Annotated in this window: 19 protein-coding genes and 2 tRNA genes; 5 read left to right on the forward strand and 16 right to left on the reverse strand. The window is 66.6% G+C overall.

The window, feature by feature from the left end; all coding sequences use genetic code 11:
• Positions 1–9 precede the first annotated feature (9 nt).
• From nadE to GXY15_07675, 4 genes are read right to left on the reverse strand one after another with little or no spacing between them, the layout of a single operon-like run.
• Positions 10–1,944, reverse strand: a complete 1,935-nt coding sequence (nadE, locus tag GXY15_07660) for an NAD(+) synthase (GenBank protein NLV41091.1) — start codon at positions 1,942–1,944, stop codon at positions 10–12.
• Positions 1,945–1,975: 31 nt separating this feature from the next.
• Positions 1,976–3,445: a nicotinate phosphoribosyltransferase gene (locus GXY15_07665; protein NLV41092.1), complete on the reverse strand. Its 1,470-nt coding sequence runs from the start codon at positions 3,443–3,445 to the stop codon at positions 1,976–1,978.
• On the reverse strand, positions 3,442–4,011 hold the full coding sequence (locus tag GXY15_07670) for a nicotinamidase (GenBank protein ID NLV41093.1): 570 nt from the start codon (positions 4,009–4,011) through the stop codon (positions 3,442–3,444). Before GXY15_07670 ends, GXY15_07665 begins: the two co-directional genes overlap by 4 nt.
• Positions 4,008–4,466 (reverse strand): NUDIX hydrolase, encoded by a 459-nt coding sequence (locus GXY15_07675; protein ID NLV41094.1) that lies wholly within the window; start codon positions 4,464–4,466, stop codon positions 4,008–4,010. The genes GXY15_07670 and GXY15_07675 overlap by 4 nt, the downstream gene beginning before the upstream one ends.
• A gap of 112 nt (positions 4,467–4,578) precedes the next feature.
• Here GXY15_07675 and GXY15_07680 point away from each other — a divergent pair, with 112 nt between their 5' ends.
• From GXY15_07680 to GXY15_07695, 4 genes are all read left to right on the forward strand, one after another.
• Positions 4,579–6,285 (forward strand): glycoside hydrolase family 5 protein, encoded by a 1,707-nt coding sequence (locus tag GXY15_07680; protein ID NLV41095.1) that lies wholly within the window; start codon positions 4,579–4,581, stop codon positions 6,283–6,285.
• A 65-nt stretch (positions 6,286–6,350) separates the two neighbouring features.
• Positions 6,351–6,435, forward strand: a tRNA-Leu gene (locus GXY15_07685).
• Positions 6,436–6,830: 395 nt separating this feature from the next.
• Entirely contained in the window at positions 6,831–7,574 is a 744-nt protein-coding gene (locus GXY15_07690; protein NLV41096.1) for a site-specific integrase, read from the forward strand.
• A gap of 25 nt (positions 7,575–7,599) precedes the next feature.
• Positions 7,600–7,776: a hypothetical protein gene (locus GXY15_07695; protein NLV41097.1), complete on the forward strand. Its 177-nt coding sequence runs from the start codon at positions 7,600–7,602 to the stop codon at positions 7,774–7,776.
• An 814-nt stretch (positions 7,777–8,590) separates the two neighbouring features.
• Here GXY15_07695 and GXY15_07700 read toward each other — a convergent pair.
• The 6 genes from GXY15_07700 to GXY15_07725 all read right to left on the reverse strand — a co-directional run bounded on the left by GXY15_07700 (position 8,591) and on the right by GXY15_07725 (position 13,418).
• Positions 8,591–9,202, reverse strand: coding sequence for a hypothetical protein (locus GXY15_07700; protein ID NLV41098.1), 612 nt, complete (start codon positions 9,200–9,202; stop codon positions 8,591–8,593).
• Positions 9,203–9,226: 24 nt separating this feature from the next.
• Entirely contained in the window at positions 9,227–9,487 is a 261-nt protein-coding gene (locus tag GXY15_07705; protein NLV41099.1) for a hypothetical protein, read from the reverse strand.
• Positions 9,474–9,737 (reverse strand): hypothetical protein, encoded by a 264-nt coding sequence (locus GXY15_07710; protein ID NLV41100.1) that lies wholly within the window; start codon positions 9,735–9,737, stop codon positions 9,474–9,476. Before GXY15_07710 ends, GXY15_07705 begins: the two co-directional genes overlap by 14 nt.
• Before the next feature lie 753 nt (positions 9,738–10,490).
• Positions 10,491–12,074: an AAA family ATPase gene (locus GXY15_07715; GenBank protein NLV41101.1), complete on the reverse strand. Its 1,584-nt coding sequence runs from the start codon at positions 12,072–12,074 to the stop codon at positions 10,491–10,493.
• The gene (locus tag GXY15_07720) at positions 12,059–13,144 is read right to left on the reverse strand and encodes a hypothetical protein (GenBank protein NLV41102.1); all 1,086 of its coding nucleotides are present in this window, start codon (positions 13,142–13,144) and stop codon (positions 12,059–12,061) included. Before GXY15_07720 ends, GXY15_07715 begins: the two co-directional genes overlap by 16 nt.
• 58 nt (positions 13,145–13,202) lie before the next feature.
• Positions 13,203–13,418: a helix-turn-helix domain-containing protein gene (locus GXY15_07725; GenBank protein ID NLV41103.1), complete on the reverse strand. Its 216-nt coding sequence runs from the start codon at positions 13,416–13,418 to the stop codon at positions 13,203–13,205.
• A 340-nt stretch (positions 13,419–13,758) separates the two neighbouring features.
• On the opposite strand from GXY15_07725, the gene GXY15_07730 reads away from it, so the two are divergent.
• A tRNA-Leu gene (locus GXY15_07730) sits at positions 13,759–13,843 on the forward strand.
• A 57-nt stretch (positions 13,844–13,900) separates the two neighbouring features.
• Here GXY15_07730 and GXY15_07735 read toward each other — a convergent pair.
• Genes GXY15_07735 through GXY15_07760 form a run of 6 tightly spaced genes read right to left on the reverse strand, consistent with a single transcriptional unit; the run spans position 13,901 to position 20,048 of the window.
• Positions 13,901–15,169, reverse strand: coding sequence for a Gfo/Idh/MocA family oxidoreductase (locus tag GXY15_07735; GenBank protein ID NLV41104.1), 1,269 nt, complete (start codon positions 15,167–15,169; stop codon positions 13,901–13,903).
• The gene (locus GXY15_07740) at positions 15,166–16,197 is read right to left on the reverse strand and encodes a hypothetical protein (protein NLV41105.1); all 1,032 of its coding nucleotides are present in this window, start codon (positions 16,195–16,197) and stop codon (positions 15,166–15,168) included. The genes GXY15_07735 and GXY15_07740 overlap by 4 nt, the downstream gene beginning before the upstream one ends.
• The gene (locus GXY15_07745; GenBank protein NLV41106.1) at positions 16,194–17,240 is read right to left on the reverse strand and encodes a Gfo/Idh/MocA family oxidoreductase; all 1,047 of its coding nucleotides are present in this window, start codon (positions 17,238–17,240) and stop codon (positions 16,194–16,196) included. Before GXY15_07745 ends, GXY15_07740 begins: the two co-directional genes overlap by 4 nt.
• Before the next feature lie 58 nt (positions 17,241–17,298).
• Positions 17,299–18,360, reverse strand: a complete 1,062-nt coding sequence (locus GXY15_07750) for a uroporphyrinogen decarboxylase (protein ID NLV41107.1) — start codon at positions 18,358–18,360, stop codon at positions 17,299–17,301.
• A 5-nt stretch (positions 18,361–18,365) separates the two neighbouring features.
• Positions 18,366–18,542 (reverse strand): hypothetical protein, encoded by a 177-nt coding sequence (locus GXY15_07755; protein NLV41108.1) that lies wholly within the window; start codon positions 18,540–18,542, stop codon positions 18,366–18,368.
• A 39-nt stretch (positions 18,543–18,581) separates the two neighbouring features.
• Complete coding sequence (locus GXY15_07760) at positions 18,582–20,048, reverse strand: hypothetical protein (GenBank protein NLV41109.1); 1,467 nt, start codon at positions 20,046–20,048, stop codon at positions 18,582–18,584.
• Positions 20,049–20,936 lie beyond the last annotated feature (888 nt).

A 20,936-nucleotide genomic window follows, 5' to 3' on the forward strand; every position in this document is an offset into this window, starting at 1 on the left:
GGGGTTGGGTCAGGGACGCAGTTCGGCCTGCGCGAGGTCGTCCAGCTCGTCCTGAATGCTTTGGGTCACCGGGAACCGGAACCCCGTCTTCGGGTCGAGGTCCAGCTCCAGCACTTTCATGGCCACGGGGTGCTGGTCCCGCTTCCACTGGCTCTGCACAAAGCGCCGCCCGAAGTCCGCCGTCCAGGCCCGAAGCTGGGCCGGTGTGTGGTCCGGGTGCCTGCGGCAGACAATGCGCCAGCAGTCGGCGAGGGAAAGGCGCTTGCGCGCGTAGAGGTACAGGAGGTCGTCCAGAACGGCGTAGGGCATGAGGTCCTTCTCGTCCTGCTGGTCCGGGGCGAGTTCGGCACTGGGCGGAATGGCCAGCACCTTCGCCAGCGCCTGGATGCCGTCCCGTTTTGCAAGGTGCTCCAGCAGCTCCGACACGACGGTCTTGGGCACGTTGGCGATGGGGGAGTAGCCGCCCTGGTTGTCGCCGCCCGTGGTGCTGTAGCCCACGGCCGCCTCGCTGAGGTTGGAGGTGACCAGCAGGAGGCCGCCCGCGCTGTTGCCCCAGTTGAGCATCATCGCCCCGCGCACGCGGGCCTGGAGGTTCTGCCTGGCCATGGGCGTCACGCGGTCCTCGTCCCCCGCCATTTCCGCCGCCTTGCGCAGCGCAAGGTCGGCCTCGGAGTTGATGCTGACCACTTTGAACGGCACCCCGAGCTCCTCCGCAAGGGAGCGGGCCGCGTCGAGGGTCGCGCCGCTGCTGAAGGCCTTGTTCGGCAGATAGACCGTGGCCACCCGCCCGGCGAAGCGCGCGGCCTCGGCGCCGCCCTTGAGGAGCTTGGCGGCGCGCACGGCCATCAGCAGGCACAGCGCGCTGTCGCGGCCGCCGGAAAGGGCGATCAGGAACCGCTCGAATGCGCCGACCTTCTCGAAATAGTCGCGCAACCCCAGCGAGAGCGCGTCAAACAGCTCGTCGAGGGCCGCCTCCCTGCCGCAGGGCCGGCTCGCGGGGAGGGCGGGGAAATAGAACGCGCGGGGCATCTGCGCGGCATACTCGTCCACCGGTGCCGGCCTGTGGGGAATGTCCGTGCAGTCCACGAGGTGTCCGTTGGCGCAGGTCAGTCCCTTGACGGCGTCCTGGCGCCAGGTGGTGTTCTCGGCGCGGGCGCGGACCACATCGTCGAGGTCCACCACGCCGGTCGCCAGCGTGTGGTAGTCGGAGGAGAGGACGGGGCCCTCGCAGACGAGGCCCTCCGGGGTGGCGACCAGGCCGCCGCCGTCGAAGACCATGCGGCTGGAGTCGCAGCCGAGCAGGTTGGCGTAGGCGTACACCACCTTCAGCGTGTCCGCCGCGCCGAGCACGAGGCGCTTGCGGGCCTCGTTCTTCAGGGGGGTGAAGGGGGAGGCGCTGGGGTTGCAGATGACCTCCGCGCCGAGGCGCGCCCGCTCGCGGCCGGGGGAGTCGGAGCTCCACAGGTCCTCGCAGATCTCCGCCGAGACCAGCCCGAAGGGCATGCGGAACACGAGGTCCCCGGCGGGCACGCCGTTGATCTCGGTGACGCCGCCCGGCCAGGCGGTCCAGTTGCGGCCCTCGTAGAAGATGCTGTACGTGGGCAGGTACTTCTTAAGGACCAGCCCGCGGATGCGGCGGTCGCCCACGAGGGCGGCGGCGTTGAAGTTCATCGCCCCGACGCGGACCGGGAGGCCGAAGAAGACGCTGATGCCCGCGCACTCCTCGGCCAGCTCCGCCAGGGAGGCCCAGCTGCACCGCGCCACGTCGGGCCAGTAGATGCGGTCCTCCAGGCTGTAGCCGGAGATGCACAGTTCGGGCAGCGCCAGCAGGTGGGTGCCGCAGGCCTTCGCCTGCCTGACGATCTCGCGCAGCCGCCGGGCGTTTCCGGAGAAGTCGCCCACCTTGACCGAAACCGAGGCGACGCCGATCTTTACCAATCTCATCGTGTCCGTGCTCCCGTGCGCGCGCCGGCGGTCAGGCCAGTTCCGGATGCGTCATCATGTGCTCTTTGAGGGCGCCCAGTTTCTCCGAAAGCAGCACCCGGTAGATCTCCGGGTTCCGCAGGCGCTTGTGCTCCTCCGGCAGGGCGGCCATCTCCCGCTGTGCCCGGTCGCGGGCCGCCTGGTACCCCCCGGCGGGGGCGGTGCGGCGCCCCTCCGAGAAGACGGTCTCCAGCAGCGGCTCGGTCCGCGCCACGCCCTCAATGGCCGCGGGGAGGTGCGGATTCTTCTGCCGGCGTCCGGCAACGGTGCCGGAGCCCGGCAGACACTCGTCCTCCAACGCGAGCACGTCGCCCAGCGGGCGGCCCTCGGCGTCAAAACAGCGCAGGATCTGCTTGCGGCCGGGGTCCGTGGCCTTGTCCGCGTTGGAGCTCAGCTTCATGCGCGGCTGCCACCCGCTGTCGGCGTTCATAATCGCCGTCAGCTTGTAGACCCCGCCGAGGGCGGGGCAGTCGAAGGCCGTGATGAGGTGGGTGCCCACGCCCCACGCGTTGATCTTCGCGCCCTGGCGCTTGAGGTCGGCGATGAGATCCTCGTCGAGGTCGTTGGACGCGACGATAAGCGGGTCGTTCAGCCCCGCCTCGGCCATCATGCGGTGCGCCGTCTTGCTGAGCTTCGCCAGGTCCCCGGAGTCGAGCCGGATGGCCGGGCGCGCGTTCACGCCCTGTTCCCGGAGTTCCCTGAAAACCGTGATGGCGCTGGGAATGCCGCTTTTCACGGGGTCGTAGGTGTCCACCAGCAGGATGCAGCGGTCCGGGTACTGCCGGGCGAAGGCGCGGAACGCCTCCAGCTCCGACGGGAAGCTCATGACCCAGCTGTGGGCGTGGGTGCCCGCCACGGGGACGCCGTACACCTTGCCCGCGAGGACGTTGGACGTCGAGGCGCAGCCGCCAATGCAGGCGGCGCGCGCGCCGAGCACCCCGCCGTCGGGGCCGTGGGCGCGGCGCAGGCCGAACTCCATGACCGGCTCGCCCCCGGCCGCCTGGCACACCCGCGCCGCCTTGGTGGCGATGAGGGTGGGGTAGTTCATGAAGTTGAGGAGGGCCGTCTCAAGCAGCTGGGCCTCCAGGATGTTTCCCTCCACCTGGACGACGGGCTCAAAGGGGAAGGCCAGCGTGCCCTCGGGCAGGGCGCGCACCGCGCACTGCGGGGAGAACGCGCCGAGGTACTCCAGGAAGTCGTCGCCGAACACGCCCAGCGAGCGCAGATACGCGATGTCCGAGTCCGTGAAGCGGAGGTGTTCGAGAAAGTCGAGGAAGACTTCGAGGCCGGCGGTCACCGCGAACCCCGTGTGGGGGGGCAGCGCGCGGAAGAAGTAGTCGAAACTCACCCGCTGGCCCGTGCGCCCCTCGCGCCACTGGCCGGCCATCATGGTCAGCTGGTAGAAATCCGTGAGGAGGGCCGTGCCCTCGCGCCGGAACCATCCCGCGGAGGGGTCGTTCATAGCAGGTCTTCCGTCACCGGCAGGTCCACGCCCGCCGCCGTGAGTTCCGCAAACACCGCGTCGGACTGGTCCGGGTTCACCGCCTGCACCGCGTCCCGCACCACCGCCGCGGAGAATCCGAGGCGCACCGCGTCGAGGGCCGTGGACCGCACGCAGTAGTCCAGTGTCAGACCCGCCACGTACACCCGGGTCACGCCGCGCCTGCGCAGCTCGTCGGCCAGGCGGGTTCCCTCGAAGGCGCTGTACGCCTCGCTGCCGGGATCGTCGCCCTTGTTGATGAAGATGGCGTCCAGCGGCACGCGCAGGTCGCCGCGGAACTCCGCGCCGGGCGTGTCCTGCACGCAGTGGACGGGCCAGCTCCCATCGCGGAACTCCGGCGGGAACCCGAAACTGCAGTGGTCGGAGGGGTGCCAGTCGCGGGTGAAGGTCACATGGCGGAACTTGTCCACCAGCCGGTTGATGGGGCCGACCACCGTTTCGCCCCGGGGCACGGCCAGCGCGCCGCCCGTGCAAAAGTCGTTCTGAACGTCCACCACCAGCAAAGCGTCTGTCTCGAGGGGTTTCAAATCTGGGGCTCCTCACTGCGGCATGCAAGGGCATACTCTACAATTTTGAGATGGTCGAACGCCAGCGGAGGGAGCGTGTCCACGGGAAACCACGCCGCCTCACGGGCGTCGTCGCCCCCGCGAACCCGGGCCTCCGGAGGGGCTTCGCCGGTGTAGACAACCGAGATGGTGTGGCCGCGCGGGTCGCGGCCCGGGTCGCCGAAGGCGTGCAGCTGGCGCAGCGCCACGCCCTCCAACCCCGTTTCTTCCGCCAGTTCCCGGGCCGCCGCCGTTTCGAGGGGCTCGTGCTCCTCCACAAACCCGCCCGGCAGGGCCCAGCGCCCGGCGAAGGGGGCCCGGTCCCGGCGGATCAGCAGAATCTCCGGGCACCCCCCCGCTCCCGGGCGGAACACCACCGCGTCCACCGTGACGTTGGGCCGGGGCCAGGAATAGGTGTGCGTTTTTCGTTTCTCCATGCGGATAGTATAGGACATTGGCGGCGCGCGGCGGCCGGCTGTCACCGGAAACCGTTCCGGTGGGTCAGAAAGGGGGGCGGGAAACGGACCGAACCCGTTGACGGAGGCTTGCATGGTCGGAGCGTTGTTGCTGTGTGTCGTTGCGCTGGGAAACGGCGCCCTGACGCCGTTGGATCCCCCGAAAGCCGGGGGCTGGACGGAATTCGAGGTTGGCGGCGTGGAGGCGGGGGAGCAGAACCCCTGCGATCCGGACCAAATTGCCGTTGACGTGGTGTTTTCCCCTGAAGGCGCGCCGACGCTGCGTGTGCCCGCGTTCTGGATGCGGATGGGCGAGAATCCCGGCAGTTGGCGGGTGCGGTGGCAGGCCGAGTCGCCGGGACGGGTGGCGTACACGGTCCACGCCGGCCTGGATGGGGCGGCCTCGGCCACTGTCGGCACCGGGGAGTTCACGGTGGCCTCCGGAGAGCGTCCGGCGATGCGGCGCGTCCGGGTGGAGCCCACGAAGAGGCGCTGGTTCCAGCGGGACGACGGCACCCCGCTGGTCCTGCTGGGGGCCAATGTGTGCTGGGGGCGGCTGGAGGACTACGAGACCTGGCTGGACGGCATGGCCGCCGCCCGCATGAACTGCACGCGCCTCTGGATGTGCCCCTTCGGCTTCGGGATTGAGGACCGGCCCGGCTCCCGGCTGAACTACGATCAGGACAGGGCGACGGCACTGGACGCGGTGCTGCGCTTGGCTGCGGCGCGGGGCATTTATGTCATGCTCTGTCTGGATTTCCACGGCATCTTCCAGGATGCCCCCGACATGTGGGGCGGCAACGACTTCTGGCCCTCGCACCCGTACAATGCCGCAAACGGGGGGCCGTGCGAAGAGCAGAACGACTTTTTCACCCACCCGGAGGCGCGGGCGCTCTACCAGAAGCGGCTCCGGTACATCGTGGCGCGGTGGGGGGCCTCTCCGGCGGTTTTCGCCTGGGAGTTCTTCAACGAGTACGACAATGTCTTCCCCAAGCTGCGGCGGCCCGACGTGATCCAGTGGCACGGGGACATGGCGGCGTTTCTCAAGAGGACAGACCCCTGGCCGCGGCCGGTGACCACCAGCCTCACCGGGTCGTTGGAGGACCAGGGCCTGTGGGCGTTGCCCGGACTGGACATTGCCCAGTACCACCTGTATCTGGGCGAAAAGAGCGCCCCCGCGGGGCTGCGAATCCGGGAGATCGTGCGGCGGTTTCATGAGCGGTACGACAAACCCATGCTTTTCGGAGAGTACGGCGTGAGCTTCCGCGGACCGGGCACGGAGGAGGATCCGCTTCTGCGTGGCGTCCGGCAGGGGGTATGGAGCGCGCTGCTTTCGGGCAGCGCGGGCACCGTGTTTCCGTGGTGGTGGAACCATCTTCACCCGCGCGGGGGATGGGGGACATGGGCGGCCCTCGCCCGTTTCCTGGAGGGGACCGGGGTGGGCGGCCCCGGCTGGGCACCGGTGGAGGGGGCCACGGCGGTCATCGTGGGGCCGGACGGAACGCCGGGGGCGCCATGTGACGTGTTCGCCCTGGCCAACGGCGCAAGCGCCTTGGCGTATGTGGTGGACCCCGCCTGCCACTATCCGAACGGGGCGACGGCAACAGATCCGGCACCGGTGCGCGCGCGGCTGTCGCTGCCCATGACGCCCGCGCCCGGCGCGGTGAGGGTGGAGGTATGGGACCCTGTGAAAGGGGAGAGGGTGTCCGGCATCTCCCTGCCGCGCGGCCCGGAAACGTTGGAGGTGCTGCTGCCCTTCGCCGTGGACTGCGCGGTGCGCGCGCTTCCATCCGACGAATGAACGGGCCGCAGTGCAGTTGCACAAATGGGGGCTTTTCGGGTATGATAGCGGGTGTCAACCCCCGTGCCCGGGTGGTGGAATTGGCAGACACGCTAGACTAAGGATCTAGTCCCTCACGGGGTGCGAGTTCAAGTCTCGCCTCGGGCACCATTTCTTATCCCCCCACAGCGTAACGGTTTACAGCTCTTTCACGTTGCGCGGTACTCTCCCCCCTGTTCTACTCCCAGTAGCCAATAATGCCCAAGAATCGCGCCACAACGCGAAAGGGAAAAGGCATGTTGACTCTATTCAGGCGGGGCGGGGCGTGGTGGTTTCGTCTGCGGCTTTCAAGCGGCCTCGACATGCGCCGCAGTACCGGGGAAGGGGACAAGGGAAGGGCGGAGCTTGCGGCCTTGCGCATTGTCGCGGGGCTGGAACAGGACGGCCTCCGGCCCGCGCGCCGTCCCGGCGTCTCCCTCTCCCAGTTGGAGGCAAGGCACGCGGAATGGGCGGCAACGCGCCACACCCCAAAAAGTAGACTGCGGACGGGATACGCATTTCTTGCCTTGTCCCGGTTCATGCGCGCGGACGTGCTTCCCGCAGACCGTGACGCGCAAGACTTCATTTCAGCACGGGCGCGGGACGTGTCCCCCATTACCGCAAACGGCGACTTGCGCACCCTGCGGGCCGCGTTCAATGTGGCGGTTTCCTGCGGCTGGATAGCGGAGAATCCTTTCCAGAAGGTAAAGGCAATCCGAGTCCCCAAGACAGAGCGCGCAACGCTTGACGCCGGGGGCCTCCGGGCGGTTCTGGACATGGCGCGGGACATGGGCGGGGACATGGACATTGCGGTCCACCTCGCGGGCCTCGCGGGCCTCCGGGCCGGGGAAGTGGCGGCGGCGTCCTGGGATTGGTTCGACTTCACCGCCGGGACAATAACCGTCCGTTGTGATTCCAGATTCACGCCGAAGGGGAAACGCTCGCGGACGGTCCCCTTGCACCCGGAGCTTGTCGCCTGTCTCCTGCGGCATAGGCGCGACTTGGGCCGCGTGCTCCGGGCGGAGTCCGTCCCCCGGAAGCCTTGGAAGCTCATACAGGACACCCTCGCGCCCGGTGTGTGCTTTCACGGCCTCCGGCACAGTTGCGCCTCGTTATGGGCGGCAAACGGCGTCCCGCCTTTCCTGATACAGGCATGGCTTGGGCACAGCTCTATCAGCACAACGGAGGGATATGTGCATTGCGCGGCGATTGTTGACCCGCGTTTCAGTTTCGGATTGCCGGAAGCTCCGGCGCAACGCGAAAGGGCATGACATGGACAAGGCAAGGTTTCAAGAAATGGCGGAAGTGACGGGGATTTTCAACGGGGACAGCCTAACAATTGAAGAGGTGCGGGCGTACCTCACAACGGACAACATGTCCGCCATGTTTCCCGGGGAGCCGCCCCGCTACACGGAGGCGGAGCTTGCAGGGTTCGCGGCGGAGGTTGTCCGCGCGTGGTGTGTGATAGAATAGCAGCACCCGCAGGCAGGCCCCCACTTGCACGCGGGAAAGGGCGCGGGGTTTGTCAAATGTCCCCGCGCCCTTGCTACGTCTGGACGTGTCCACACCACACCCGGCCACCGTTCGGCCCGTGGCGGGCCTGTACGGCGGCGCAATCGCTACCCCTTGCGCCTGATGCTGGGCGTCGCCATTTCTCGCGGTTCTGGCCTGACGCCGTGCGCCTCCAAGTATCCAACGGTCGTATCCGTCCGCCTAGTCCGCGCGGGGTTGTGTCGCGTTACCTTTACACGCCGTTCCGGTTCCGGTGGCGGCACCTCCCGGAGCACCTCGGCGTTGAACACCTTCCCGCAGGACAGGCACCGCCTAAATCCCGGTTTGTCATTGACTGCGGCACTGTGCCATGATCCGCAGAAGCACTTGCGCCGGGGGGCCATGCGGACACCCTCGGCGGTGACGGACTCGGAAGTTTTCAGCATGGGATTACCCCTTGTAAAGTGCGCCTTACACAATGGCGGCGCGGTTATCATGGCGTTATGTATACCGTAATGTCTTTTTGTGTCGGTATGCAAAATGTTTGCGTAGTTGGCAGGGAAAGCCTCTCAGCCCCTCCCCCCCTAGGAAGGACCCGCCATTTTTTCCCAGTGCCCCAGCAAGGCACCATATAGGCCCATGACGGGCATTTAGTATCTTTTGGGGGTCTGCATACGTCCGGCATGTTTGCGCGCCTCCTGCGGCTTTATACGGCGTTCTATTTATCCGGCGGGGGGTTGGACCCCGACCGGGGGAGAGGCATAAAGGGCCTTCCCAGACGAAGCGACTGAAAGCGTTAGTTGATGGGCACCGTCGCGCCTCGCAGGCGCAACACCACCTCATGCAGAAGCGGCGCAGAACCGGGGAGAGATACGCGGGACACGCGGCACCGTGCAATCAGGTCTACGGCGTGATCGGGCAGCAGCTCGGCCAGCGCGCGGTATTCACTTTCAGCGGCAGCGGTGCGCGGGCTACCGAGTTCGTCCGCGCCGATGGCGGCGGCGCGCTGTAGCAGGTCCACAGCCTCGCGCACCATGTCACGGCGGGCACCCTCGGCGGCCAGCGCGGCGCGGTGGTCTTCGGTCTGCGCGTCACGGAACGGGCTTCCGGGACGGTGGGCACCTTCGGCCAGGTCGCGCAGCACGGCGGCAAGGTCGGACTCCAGAAGGGAAACGGCCATGCGCCGGGACTCGCGGTCAGCTTGGGCGGCTTCCCAGCGGGTGCGCGGCGTCTCCGGGTCTTTCGTGTTCATGCGCAATTCATGCTGATACGCCGTCCACAATTTGGCGGCGTTGGCTTCGGCCTGGGCCAGTAGCGCGCGGGCGTCTCGGAGGCGGTCGGCGGTGGCGTGGACTTCGGCGGGCATGAAGTGATCAGCGCGGGCGGTCTGTTTGGTCTTAGCGGTCATTGTTAGATTCCTTTCAGTTGATGATCAGCGGCACAAAAAAATCTTGGCTTCGGCTTCAAGGCACTGGGCACGCGACAGGCGCGGTCGGAACGGCTGGCCATGGATTCCACACCACGGCAGCAGGCGCAGAAACTTTTCCGTTTCCTCCTGGGCGGTCAATTCGCCGTCAAGGTCCAGACCAAACAGACCGGAGGGCGGCGGGGTCGGCTTACCAATGGGGCGCGGCCTCGGCGGGTCATTCGGTTGTGGAGGATGCGCGGCAAAATGGGGGTTAGCATGGGTCATTGTGGTTTCCTTTCACGGCTTGCCCGTTCTGGCCTGTTTCCGGCCCTTGGGGCGTTTTTAGGGTTTCAGCGGATACAGACAAGGCCTCGGAGGTGATCGCGCCTCTACGGGCCTCTGCGGCGGTTTCTTTTTCCACGCGGCGCGCGACTTCGGCGCGGAGCTGGGCGACAACGGCGCGGACTTCATAGAACGGGCGGCCAGCAGCTTCCATGCGGGCGACTTCGGCGCGGAGTTCGGTTTCCCTGTTCACAGCCTCACCTCCAAGACGCGCGCGGACGGACACGCGGCCCGCACTTCGGCGACAGGGACCGGGACGGAGACGGTGGTGTAATCCGCGTTCCGCGCCAGACGGGCCCCGAAGTGATCAGCCCATTGCAAGCCGTGCTTCCGCCATGCTCCGTAAAGCTCGTGGCCATTGACAGACAGGCACCTCTTGGGGGTCGGCAAGTAGTACAGGAACACCCGGGCGGGGCGGTCCTGAATCCACCCCGGCCAGACACGGCGCGGGCCGATGTGCGCAAGCTCCACCAGAACGTCTGACAGCCGTTTCCTGTACGGCCTGATTTTGAGCTGGCACGGGACAAGGCGCGGTTCCCCGGTGACGGCCAGCCAGTAATCAACCCCGTCTTTATCCTCCCTCAATGTGGCGGGCTTGTACTCCATGAATCCCGGGACCGTTTGCCGGAACAGGCTGGCCAGTTGGCACGGCCCAAGAGTTCCGGCCCGAAGCTGGGAACCGAAGTCATGGACGGCCCGACAGCCGGACGCCTCCGGCGTCCCGGCGGCGGGGCCTGCCTCCATGTCTTGGGCCGACGGGCGAGACGCTGAAAGCGTTCGTCCGTCCGGCCCTCTTCCGTTTCCGGAACGGTGCGCCACCTCTTGCGCACCTTCCGGAACAGGGGGGTTCTTAGGGGGGATTTCTCCCTCTCTCACGTCGTATGCGGTTGCGGTTTCTTTAAGGCCCGCGTACGCCGTTCCGTCTGTATTGTTATACTGATAGGGGTCAGAATGGGCAATCATTGTCCGCCACCTCCCCCATGCTCTGGAATGTTCCAGTGGGAACAATCGCCTCATAGGCCCTTCCACCGCCCTCCGGTGTCCGCTGTTCCCTGCGGACAAGGCGGTGAGCTTCGGCGGTTTTGAGAGCTTCCAGCGCGTGCGCGGGTGTCCAGTCCAAAGCGTCTGTCAGTTCCCGGCCAGCGTTGCGCTGGTTTCGGATACCCGATTCCGTGACGGCGGCGCGGGGGTTGTCGCGTAGCCACTGGACAAGCTCATGCGCGGCCTGTTCGGCGTTGCGGCGGGTGTCCACCTCAACAAGCGCGCCGTGCTCCGTCCTTTCCAGCGCGACATGCGCACCGGGTCCGTAGCTGTTTTTCACGATTCCCAGGAACAGGCCTTTTCTGTCCTCACGGGCCAGAAGGGCTACCCAACGAGACCGACATGTCAGAGCACTTCCACCACGCGCGGCGTGCTGGTCGGCACGGCCTCCGGCTGCGGCACTAAGTTTGTTGACGTGGTGACTCACTACCACGGCGCACCCGGTAGACTCGGCCAGACGCGCCAGCTCCTGGGCTATGGCGTTCATGCTCCCGTTGTCGTTTTCCTGAATCTCCATAATGGACGCCAGCGGGTCAAGAAAAAGCACGTCCGGTTTATTCTGGCGCACCCATTGCCGGAGCTTTTCGTATGCCGCAGTCTGTACGACGGCCCCGTTTTCCGACAGAGTGAACAGGGTTCCCATGTCATTGAACACGGCAAGACGGCCCTCATTGAACGCCTCGCGGAGAGCGTTCTGCGGGACGCGGGAGTATGCGCACAAGGTAAGCAGTCGCTTGCGGACAATCTCGCGCGAATCTTCAGCGGCGACAACGGCGACACGCAACGGACGGGCGGGTGCGAAGCTCGGCCAGACAGTGAAGCCTGTCGCGCTGGACACGGCCAGCGTTAGAACACAATGAGACTTCCCGAGGCCACTGTCACCTAAGAGCACGCCGAACGTTCCCGGCGGTGGACCGTTCCGGAAAAGCGGTTCCGGCGGTTCCGGCGCGCCGAGAATGTCAGACGGCACAAGGCCCTCGTCTGCGGACCCGGTGGTGAGTTCCACCACGCGCGCGGCCAGCGCGGCGGCGTCTGCGGTGTCTCCGTTCCGCAGGCACCCGGCCAGCAACGCGGCGGTCCGTTCGGCGTCACGGGCACGGGCGGCGGCGGCAACGTCCCGCGCGTATGCGGGCGCATGGCATGAGGTCGGCGCGGAATCTGTCAGGGCGGACACCTGCTCGGCATTTGGGGCCAGCGGTCCCCCATGCGCCCGGAGGTACTCCGTCACCGTGGCGGGGTCAACAGGTTTCCCGGAGTCGGCAAGGTCAACAATCGCGGTCCAGACCTCGCGGTGTTGGCCGACGGCGAAGGGGTCCTTTGTCGCCTCCAAGATTCCGCGCACCTCCGGCAAGGCGCGGTCCGGGGAGAGTAGCAGGGCTCCCAGCAGGGCGCGCTCAGCCTCAACAGGCGGCTGGCTTTCGGCGGGGGCGAAACTGGCGCGGACAATCCGCGAAAGGTCTGAATCTTGGGACATTACAGCGGCAGACATTTGAAGCCCTCCGCCTCGAATCCGACAGACACGCGCGGGCCGTCCGTCCATGACTCAACCTTCTGCCAAAACTCGGAAAGGGCTCCTGTCTCTCGGGTGCTCTGCGGTCCCCCATTGACCCATTCCGGCGCCCCGATAGGGGCGTAGAAAACAATGTCCGTGTCCGTGGACACGCCGTCCACCTTCACCACGGCCTCGCGCCTAACAGTGAACATGCAGGACGGGGGAACGCCGAACCAATCACGAAACAGGCAAAGCCCGTCATTCATGCGTTCATTGGGAACCACGACAAAGGCATGGAAGCATTCTTCCGTGTCTGGAAATTCAAGGCGGCGGAGCGTCTTGTGCTCCATGTTCCAGTCGGGGTAAATCGCCAGAACCCGGAAGTCATAGACGGGTCGCGCGTCCTCTTTTTTCTTTCGTTCCGCCTTCTTCACCTGCTGGTCAGCGGCGTTCAATGAGACTTCCCCGGCCCTCACCTTTTCCAGAAGCTCGGGGGCCTCCTGCTGGATTTTCTTGGCGGTGGCGACAGAGCGGGCGGACACACCCAGCATTGCAGCCGCGTCGTCTGCGGCGCGGTGCTCCCTCTCCGTCTCGGGATTGCCTCCGTGCAAATTTGCACTATCCCTATCGGGCGTCTTTCCAGGCCTTCCCTTGCCTCCGATTGTTGCGCCCTTTTTGGCGCCCTCAACCTTTCTTTCCCGCGCCTCCGGTTCCAGCAGGGGCAAGACGTCTGTTGCTATTGCGGCCCGCTGTCCGGGGGTGAGGTGGCGGCGGTGAAGGTTCCACGACAGAACGTCTAGGACAGGCTGCGTGCCAACGTAGGACGTGACGCGCGGTTCCACGTCCGCCAGAAGGCAGGCGCGGTATCTGTTGCGCCCGTCTAGGATTTTCCCCTGGTAGACAACAATGTCCTCGCGCTGGCCGTTCTCGTTTATGTCTTTTGCGAGTTCGGCCAGGTCGGCGTCAGACATGAGCGGGAACAGTTCCGCGATTGGGTGGTCCGTGTACTCGTACACGCCACCCCTTTTTTCCTGCTTGACTTCTTGGGCGTGATCAGTTAGACTCATTTTGTTACCTCCGTCCCGGGAACGCACAATCAGGGAACCCGGCGACATTCTGGCCTCGCTAGTTACAGCTGGCGGGGCCTTTTCTTTTTGCCCCTGGAGTTACAGCCCCGGAGGCGGATTCAAATCCGACGGCCAGCGCGGCCAGCGCCTCGCGGGATATGCGCAAGTCGCGCCCAAGACGGACAGCGGCCAGCCGCCCGGAGGCAACCAAGCGGTAAACTGTAACCGGGGAACATTGAAGTTCTTCGGCGACTTGGGCAACCCGTAAATACATTTGCTGTCTCCTATTCTGTACTACCTTAGCCTAACATGTCCAAAGTGTATCAGACACCCCCTGTAAAAATCAAGTGACACCAGCCGTTTCAGGGCCTGATAAAACCCTAAAATTAGGACGTTACCAGACACCCGGGGAGGGTAAAGCGCGCTTTACATTGACACGGGACGGCGGAAACGGTAGACTGAACGCCGACAATTGAACAGACCGGGTTGAATGTGTGCCCAAAAAGTGTGCCAAAACAGGCCGAAAACTTGGGCATTATTCACTACTGGCGATAGTTGAATTAGAACAGGGCGGCATATTCTAAACGCTTGATAATGCGGCGTTTATAACTTATGCCCGGGTGGTGGAATTGGCAGACACGCTAGACTAAGGATCTAGTCCCTCACGGGGTGCGAGTTCAAGTCTCGCCTCGGGCACCATTTCAGACAATGAAAGCCTCCGCAACGCGTTGCGGAGGCTTCTTCTTTGCCGGGGGATCACACCGGGTTGGTGTAGATGCGCGCCGGTCCGGCGTAGGGGTCGAAGACCGTGATGCCGTTCCGGTTGAAGATGGCCGTCACGGGCGCGCCGAGGCCCTTTTCCAGGTATTCGTGGTTGCGCCGGACCACCTCGCGGGCGGCGTGCACGATGAGCACGGAGACGCGGGCCTGTTCGGCGTTGGGATAGTGGGGGGCCAGCTCGTCCAGGGTTTTCCCCAGGAACTTCATTTCCGCCACCTTTTCCACACAGACCACGAGGCTGTCCACGCCGTAGCCGACATAGGCGGGCGGGCCGCTTTCCCGGGGCACGTCGCGGGTGAAGTGGGTGTTGGCCGTGCGCATGCCCCCGCCCCGGTGCAGAAAGCGCAGGCCCCGGTACTGGCTGTCGGACTCCACCAGCCCGTCGGTGCCGAAAAGCTGGCTCTCCTGGTTGACCGGCCCCTCAAAACCCTCCGGCAGGATCCAGCTGTTGATGAAGTCAATGCTCATGCCATTGTCGAACTGGACCTTCACCTGCACGGCGTCGAACGCGTCCAGGTTGAAGTCGCGGCGGAGCTTCTTTTTCTGGCCGACGGCGTGGAGGGACACGGGCTTGACGCCGAAGTAGGCGACATAGAGGTCGGTCCAGTGGCAGCCCACATAGCTGAAGGGGTCGCTCTTCCCGGCCCACTTCGCGAAGGCCCCGGTGGACACTGACAGCGGCTCCTCCAGCACGGCGCGCCCGTAGAGCGGGTCGCCGATGCGGTTTGCGATGTCGTCGCGCAGGCGCAGGTGGTCGGGGTCGTAGCGCTTGTGCATGTCCACGCCCACGATGCGGTTGGCCTTCCGCGCCGCCACGAGCACCGCGTCCGCCTCGTTGGCGTCCAGCGTCATGGGCTTTTCCGTGATGACGTGGACGCCGCGCTCCAGCGCCGCCAGGATGGGCGCCGTGTGCAGGTGGTCCGGCGTGGCCACGGCGAGGATGTCGAGGTCGGGGAAGCCGTTCAGAAGGTCCACCCAGGGGGTCTCGCCGTGGTACAGGGCGAAGTCCGGGCCGTGCGCGGCGAACTCCTCCCGCTTGCGCAGGCCGCTGGCCTCGGTGTTCGTGGCGAGGGCGACGAAATTCACGCGGATGTCGCCCAGTTCCCGGGCGCGGTCATCCAGCCCGAGACGTCCCAGCCAGGGTGGCAGGCCGCCGCGCTGGAGCTGGGCATAGGTGCGCAGATGCACGTCGCCGCCGAACATGCCGGCGCCGACGAGTCCTATGGTGAGGACACGTTCCGTCATGGCGCCTCCTTCTTTTCGGGGAGCGGCGGCCTCACATCGGGGGCCATGTCCCCGGAAAACACCTCGATGTGCGTGACCTTCCTCGCCGAGTCCACCAGGGTCTCCAGCACCTCCTGTTTCTTCCGCGCGAGGACGGCCGCGCGGAGCCGCTCCGAGGCCTTCTCGTAGGGGACCACCCCCGGCTCGTTCACGCCGTCCACGCGCAGCAGATGCCACGCGCCGCCCCCCTCGAAGGGCTCGGGCAGCTCACCGGCGGGCTGAAGGAATATCTTCTCGGCGATCAACGGCGGGAAGCCGGCGCCCGACGCCTCAAGAAAACGCCCGCCATGCTCGGAAACCGCGGGGTCCTCGCTCATCTCCCGGGCGACCTCCTCGAAGGCCTCGCCCGCCAGAATGCGGCTGCGCGCCGCCTCCGCGCGCTCCTTGGCGTGCTGCGAGTCCTCCGGGGTGTCCCCTTTGACAGTCACCACGAGGTGGGAGACGTCCGCAGTCCGAACGGAGCGGCGCATGAGGCCCTCCGCGCTCAGGGCGTCGTAGTGCGCCCGGACCTCGTCTTCTGTCACGGAAAGGTTCGCGGTCTTCTGGTCGGAATAGGCGCGGATGGCCAGCCGTGCCCGGATTTCCCGGCGCAGGGTGTCCGCATTGACGCCCGTGCGGGTCATCCACTCCTGAAAGCGCTCCTCGGAGGGGAACCCGGCCCGCGCCCGCGCGAACTCCTTCTCGACGGCGGCGTCTTCGATGGAAACCGAGGCCTCGGCGATCTGCTGGAGAACGACGGCGTCAATCCGCGCGCCCAGCGTCTCGCGGCGGAACGCCCCGTCACGGATCACCGGACGGCCCGTGCGGGCGGCGAGCTGGCGCGCGCGGATCGTCAAATCCCGCTGGAACTCCTCGCCTGTGATGACGTACTGACCAACCTGCGCGATTTTTTCCGGCAGCGGGGGGAGTTCAGGCGGCGCGGCTTCCCCGGCCCCCGCAAGGGCGGGGAGAAGAACGGCCCAGACCAGAAGTGCGCCCGCGGCTCTCACAGTGTCACCGCCTTGCCGGTTTCGGCGGATTTGTAAATGGCCTCAATGAGCGCGACGGCGTTGCGGCCCTCGCGCCCGTCAATGTACGCCGGGCGGTCCTTCAGGATGGCCTGGGCGAAGTCCTCGATCTGGAGCAGGTGTCCCCCGATCTTGAGGCTGCTCAGGGGGTCGCCCGCGCCGGAGCCCAGCTCGGACTCGCAGTTCATCATGGCCGCCACTTTCTTGTCCACAGCCCGCGCCTTCTTGAACTGCCAGAACTTGATCGCCCCGTCCTCGACATAGGCGCTGCCGTCGGTGCCGTGGACCTCCACGCGCGCCGGATGGCCCGGCCAGATGGCGGTGCTGCCCTCGATCACGCCGAAGGCCCCGCTCTTGAACTCCAGCATGACCGTCGCCAGATCCTCGACCTCCAGTCCGGCATGCAGGGCGCGGGTGGTCTGCGCCCGCACCTTCGCCACGGGGCCCATGAACCATTGGAGCAGGTCAATCTGGTGGATGCCCTGGTTCATGAGCGCGCCGCCGCCGTCCAGTTTTTTCGTGCCGCGCCACGCGCCGCTGGCGTAGTATTCCGGCGACCGGTACCACTTGATGTACGCGTCGCCGAGCACCAGTTTTCCAAAGCGCCCCTGGTCAATGGCCTGCTTGATGAGGCGGTTTGCCTCGGCGAAGCGGCTCTGGAAAATGCAACCGAGCCGGACCCCCGCCTTTTCCGTGGCGGCGATGATCTTGTCAATGCGTTTCGTGGTCACATCGAGGGGCTTCTCCGACAGCACGTGTTTCCCGGCCCGCGCGCAGGCCACGGCGATCTCCATGCGCAGCCCGCTGGGCACGCACAGGCACACCGCCTGGATGTCCTTCCGCTCCAGCAGGCGGTTGTAGTCGGTGTAAAGCTCCACGCCGTATTTGTCCGCCAGCCGGCGGCCGACAGGCTCAAACACGTCGGAGACCGCGACCAGTTTCGCGGACTTGGAGGCGGCGATGGCCGCCGCGTGCACGGGGCCGATGTTCCCGCAGCCGATGATGCCGAATCCCACTCGCGCCATTGGATGTTCCTCCGTTGTCTTGTCATTGCCGGTGGTTCCCGGTGGGGCAGGGGTGGTGTTAACGGTCCCACCGCACGGAGCGCACCAGGGAGAGCAAGTGTACTACATGTTCGTGGGGCGTTTCCCGGAGCAGGCCGTGGCCGAGGTTGAAGACATGGCCCCTGCCGCCGCCCTGGCGCAGGCACTCCAGCGCCGCCGCGTCCACGGCGTCCAGGGGGCCGGACGCGAGCAGCTGGTTGTCCAGATTCCCCTGCACCACCGTGTTCGCGCCGAGTTCCGCGCGCGCTTCAGCGACGGACAGTGGGACGGGCAGGCTGAGGACGTCCGCCCCCGCGTCGGCGAGCAGGCGCGGCGGCGGCGCCGCGTCGGGGAAATGGGCGAAGTGGATGGTCGTGCCCCGGCCCCGGAGGGCGCCGAAGACGCGCTGCTGGAAGGGCAGGGCGAAACGCCGGTACTCCTCCGGCATGAACAGGTGCGCGGCGGACTCGAAGAGCTGGACCGCCGCCGCGCCGCAGTCGAACTGGTGCCCGAGCCACGCCGCCACAGAATCGGCCAGCACACCCAGCACCGCCTCGGCGGCGTCGGGGTGTTCCGACAGCAGGGCGCGGGTGCGCGGGATGCCGTCCCGGAAGCCCCGGCCCTCGGCGAGAAAGGCCAGCAGGGTGAGCGGCGCGCCCGCAAAGCCCAGAACCGGCAGACCATCGGCCTCCTGGAGCACCGAACGGAAGAGCGGCGCCGCATGGGGCATGTCGGCGGCGGGGTCGAGCGGGCGAAGGGCGAGCAGGGCCTCCGGCCCGTCCAGGGGGTTCTCAATGACCGGTTCGGGCGCGAAGCGGAATGGCGCGCCCATGGGGCCCAGGGGGGTCAGGATGTCCTGGAAGACAATGAGGGCGTCCACGCCCAGGCGCGCGGGCAGCAGGGTGATTTGCGCGGCGGCCTCCGCGCTGGAAAACAGGTCCTGAAGGGGCAGGGGATGGGCCTCGCGGAACGCGAGATAGGCCGGGTCGGTGCGCCCCGCCTGGCGCATGAGCCAAACGGGAGTGCGCTCCACCGCGTCGCCGCGCAGCGCGCGGACCAGCAGGGGGCCCTCTCCGTTGCGGGTGTCCTCGTCCCTTCTCATCGGCCCTAGTTCCCCGGACGCCGGTTCCACAGGACGATGCCCACGCCGATGACGGCGATGCCGATGAGCGGGGTCATGCCCAGGGGAATCTTCTCCAGGAGGTCCGGGGCGATGCCGAAGAACATCATGGCCGCCGGGATTCCCCCGGCCAGCGCCAGAATCACACCCACCCAGGTCATCATGTCTCAGTCTCCTATTGGATGCGCCGGCACGCCGACGGCTCAGCCGAAAAGGTCCGCCGCGCCGAACTCCATGTAGCCACTGTCCGGGGCGTTGGTCCAGTGGCCGTCCTTGTGAAGGTGCTCAAACCCGAGCCACAGCTTGCCGTCTGTGGGGGCGTACACCACGCTCATGACGTTCCAGTCGTTCTCCGCCAGCATCTCCGTATTGTGGGCCACCGTGGCCGCGATGGTCATGGCCTCCTCCGGGCCGATCCTGCGCGGGGCGCCCGCTTCGACGACTTTCGTGTTCCGCACGGGAAAAATGTATTCCGACCCCGTCTCGTAGGCCCGGATCATGTCGTGCATGGGCTTGTGGCAGGTGGTGTAGGTGCTGCCCGAGCCGTCCCGGCCCAGCGGGTTCCCCGTGTTCTCCGGGTCGCCGGGGCCGTCGTCCGCCGCCTGAAGCGCGCGGGCCTTCGGCCCGAAGGCCGTGTCCGCCCGCATCACCGCCTCCGTCAGGGGCAGGCCGTAGGGCGTTTCGCGCCCGTCCGGGGCCTGCCAGACGGCGGCGGCCTCCTTCGGGTCGTTGTCGAGGAAAACCTCGCAGACCTCGTGGTTGGTCTCGAACGCCGCCGCACGGGGCTGGAACGCCGCCGTGCCGTAGTTCTCCGGGTCGCCGTCGGCGATGAGGTAGTTGTAGCCGATGGTGTGCCGCGCCGAGGCGATGATGCGGACGGCGTCCTCCAGGCAGGCGGACTCCTCGAGAAGCTGGCGCGCCATGAGCGTCCACGGCGTGCCGTCCAGCTCCTCGCGCACGCTGAACGCCCCCACCTCGGAGAGCGTGATGCCCCGGGCGTTCATGCCCGCCAGCGCGCCGATGACCCCCGCGTAGCCCGTGGTGACACAGGGGATGCCGTCCGCCGGGCTGTACACCGTGACCAGGCGCTCCGTGTGCATGCCCGACTGCGACAACCAGTCCAGATTCCGCACGGAGAACATCTTGCCCCCCACCGTCCGCGCCCCCCACACCGCGAACATGGTGCAGGAAGGGCCCTCCGGCAACTCCGGGGGATTCTGGAGCATCTCAAGGATCTCGGGGCTGACAAACTCAAAGGCGCGCTCGTCGCGCTTGTACAGGTCGAGGTTGGTCGCCGCCACAATGCGGAACAGGTCCTCCTCCGCCAGCGAAACGCCCGCCTCCGCCGCCCCCTGCGCGATGCCGGTGATTTCCTCCAGGAAACGCTCCGGCGTGTGCGGGAGCATCCGCGCCCACGCGTTGTCCAGAAGGTTGTGGACCACAAACTCCGGAAGCCCCGCCTCCGTGAAAATGGACACCAGCATGTCCGCGATGCGCCGCACCCGGTCCCCGACCAGAAACCCGTACTGCCACCCCATCTCCCGCGGCGTTCCCGACACCCGCAGCACCGGGATCGAGGCGAACGGGGTCTCATAGACGGCAAGGCTGGCGGGGCCAAAGGTTTTCAGCGGCCCCACAGGGACCGCCGGGGCATGGCGCGGCGGGATCATGCGGCGTTCCTCTTCTTCAGGCGGCATACAACCGGGCGAAGTATAGCCGCTCAAGGGGGGGAGTTCCAACGCAGGGGGACGTCCGAGGCCCGGGATCAGACAGAGAGAAGGGTCACACCTGTCGGGAAACGACCGGACTGATGGGTGACGTGATGAGGGAGGGGCACGTCATGATGCTGAAGAAGAGGGCGCAGCAAGCAGCGCCCCTACGGTCGCGTGCCGGAGGTCGGACCGATGACCTCGGCCACCTCCAGTAGGGGCGCTGCTTGCCGCGCCCCGGGCTTTCACCACGGCTGTCGCCTTGCACCTGCCCGGTGTCCCGGAATTGACCCCGGCAGCATGCCCGCACCGTAGACGCGCCTTCCAGGCGCGTTCTTGGGACATGCGTTAACCCAAAGAACGCGCCTGGAAGGCGCGTCTACATTTCTTGCGGCGCGCGGCGCGTCTCCCCCGTCACTGCGAGCGCAGCGCGGCAGTCTCGTTCCCGCCGACGCTCTGCGTGCAAGCGATTGCTTCACTTCGTTCGCAATGACGGAAACACGCGCCTCCCCCGTCACTGCGAGCGAAGCGCGGCAGTCTCTTGTCGGAACGGCTTCGGCAGACGCCACAAACCCCGGCAGCATGCCCGCACCGTAGACGCGCCTTCCAGGCGCGTTCTTCGGGGCGGTGGCGAGCACCCAAAGACAAGGCCGGCGGGACGCCAGCGGTACGAAAGCATCCGGCGGCGCGCCCTTGCCGTACCGCCGGCCTCGTCTTCGCTTCGCTGCTAATGAAGTAAGTCGGCGAGAACGCCCGCAAAGTAGACGCGCCATCTTGGCGCGTTCTTGGGGTTTTCGTTGGCTCAAAGAACGCGCCAAGATGGCGCGTCTACTTTCCGGCCCTCCCGCA

It is taken from the genome of Candidatus Hydrogenedentota bacterium (genome assembly GCA_012730045.1).
Taxonomy (GTDB): domain Bacteria; phylum Hydrogenedentota; class Hydrogenedentia; order Hydrogenedentales; family CAITNO01; genus JAAYBR01.

Bases quoted from the DNA above. Each gene is read 5' to 3' on its own strand.
- nadE (NLV41091.1), bottom strand. From the start codon at position 1,944: ATGAGATTGGTAAAGATCGGCGTCGCCTCGGTTTCGGTCAAGGTGGGC.
- GXY15_07665 (NLV41092.1), bottom strand. From the start codon at position 3,445: ATGAACGACCCCTCCGCGGGATGGTTCCGGCGCGAGGGCACGGCCCTC.
- GXY15_07675 (NLV41094.1), bottom strand. From the start codon at position 4,466: ATGGAGAAACGAAAAACGCACACCTATTCCTGGCCCCGGCCCAACGTC.
- GXY15_07680 (NLV41095.1), top strand. From the start codon at position 4,579: ATGGTCGGAGCGTTGTTGCTGTGTGTCGTTGCGCTGGGAAACGGCGCC.
- GXY15_07695 (NLV41097.1), top strand. From the start codon at position 7,600: ATGGCGGAAGTGACGGGGATTTTCAACGGGGACAGCCTAACAATTGAA.
- GXY15_07700 (NLV41098.1), bottom strand. From the start codon at position 9,202: ATGACCGCTAAGACCAAACAGACCGCCCGCGCTGATCACTTCATGCCC.
- GXY15_07705 (NLV41099.1), bottom strand. From the start codon at position 9,487: ATGACCCATGCTAACCCCCATTTTGCCGCGCATCCTCCACAACCGAAT.
- GXY15_07715 (NLV41101.1), bottom strand. From the start codon at position 12,074: ATGTCTGCCGCTGTAATGTCCCAAGATTCAGACCTTTCGCGGATTGTC.
- GXY15_07720 (NLV41102.1), bottom strand. From the start codon at position 13,144: ATGAGTCTAACTGATCACGCCCAAGAAGTCAAGCAGGAAAAAAGGGGT.
- GXY15_07725 (NLV41103.1), bottom strand. From the start codon at position 13,418: ATGTATTTACGGGTTGCCCAAGTCGCCGAAGAACTTCAATGTTCCCCG.
- GXY15_07735 (NLV41104.1), bottom strand. From the start codon at position 15,169: ATGACGGAACGTGTCCTCACCATAGGACTCGTCGGCGCCGGCATGTTC.
- GXY15_07745 (NLV41106.1), bottom strand. From the start codon at position 17,240: ATGGCGCGAGTGGGATTCGGCATCATCGGCTGCGGGAACATCGGCCCC.
- GXY15_07750 (NLV41107.1), bottom strand. From the start codon at position 18,360: ATGAGAAGGGACGAGGACACCCGCAACGGAGAGGGCCCCCTGCTGGTC.
- GXY15_07755 (NLV41108.1), bottom strand. From the start codon at position 18,542: ATGATGACCTGGGTGGGTGTGATTCTGGCGCTGGCCGGGGGAATCCCG.
- GXY15_07760 (NLV41109.1), bottom strand. From the start codon at position 20,048: ATGATCCCGCCGCGCCATGCCCCGGCGGTCCCTGTGGGGCCGCTGAAA.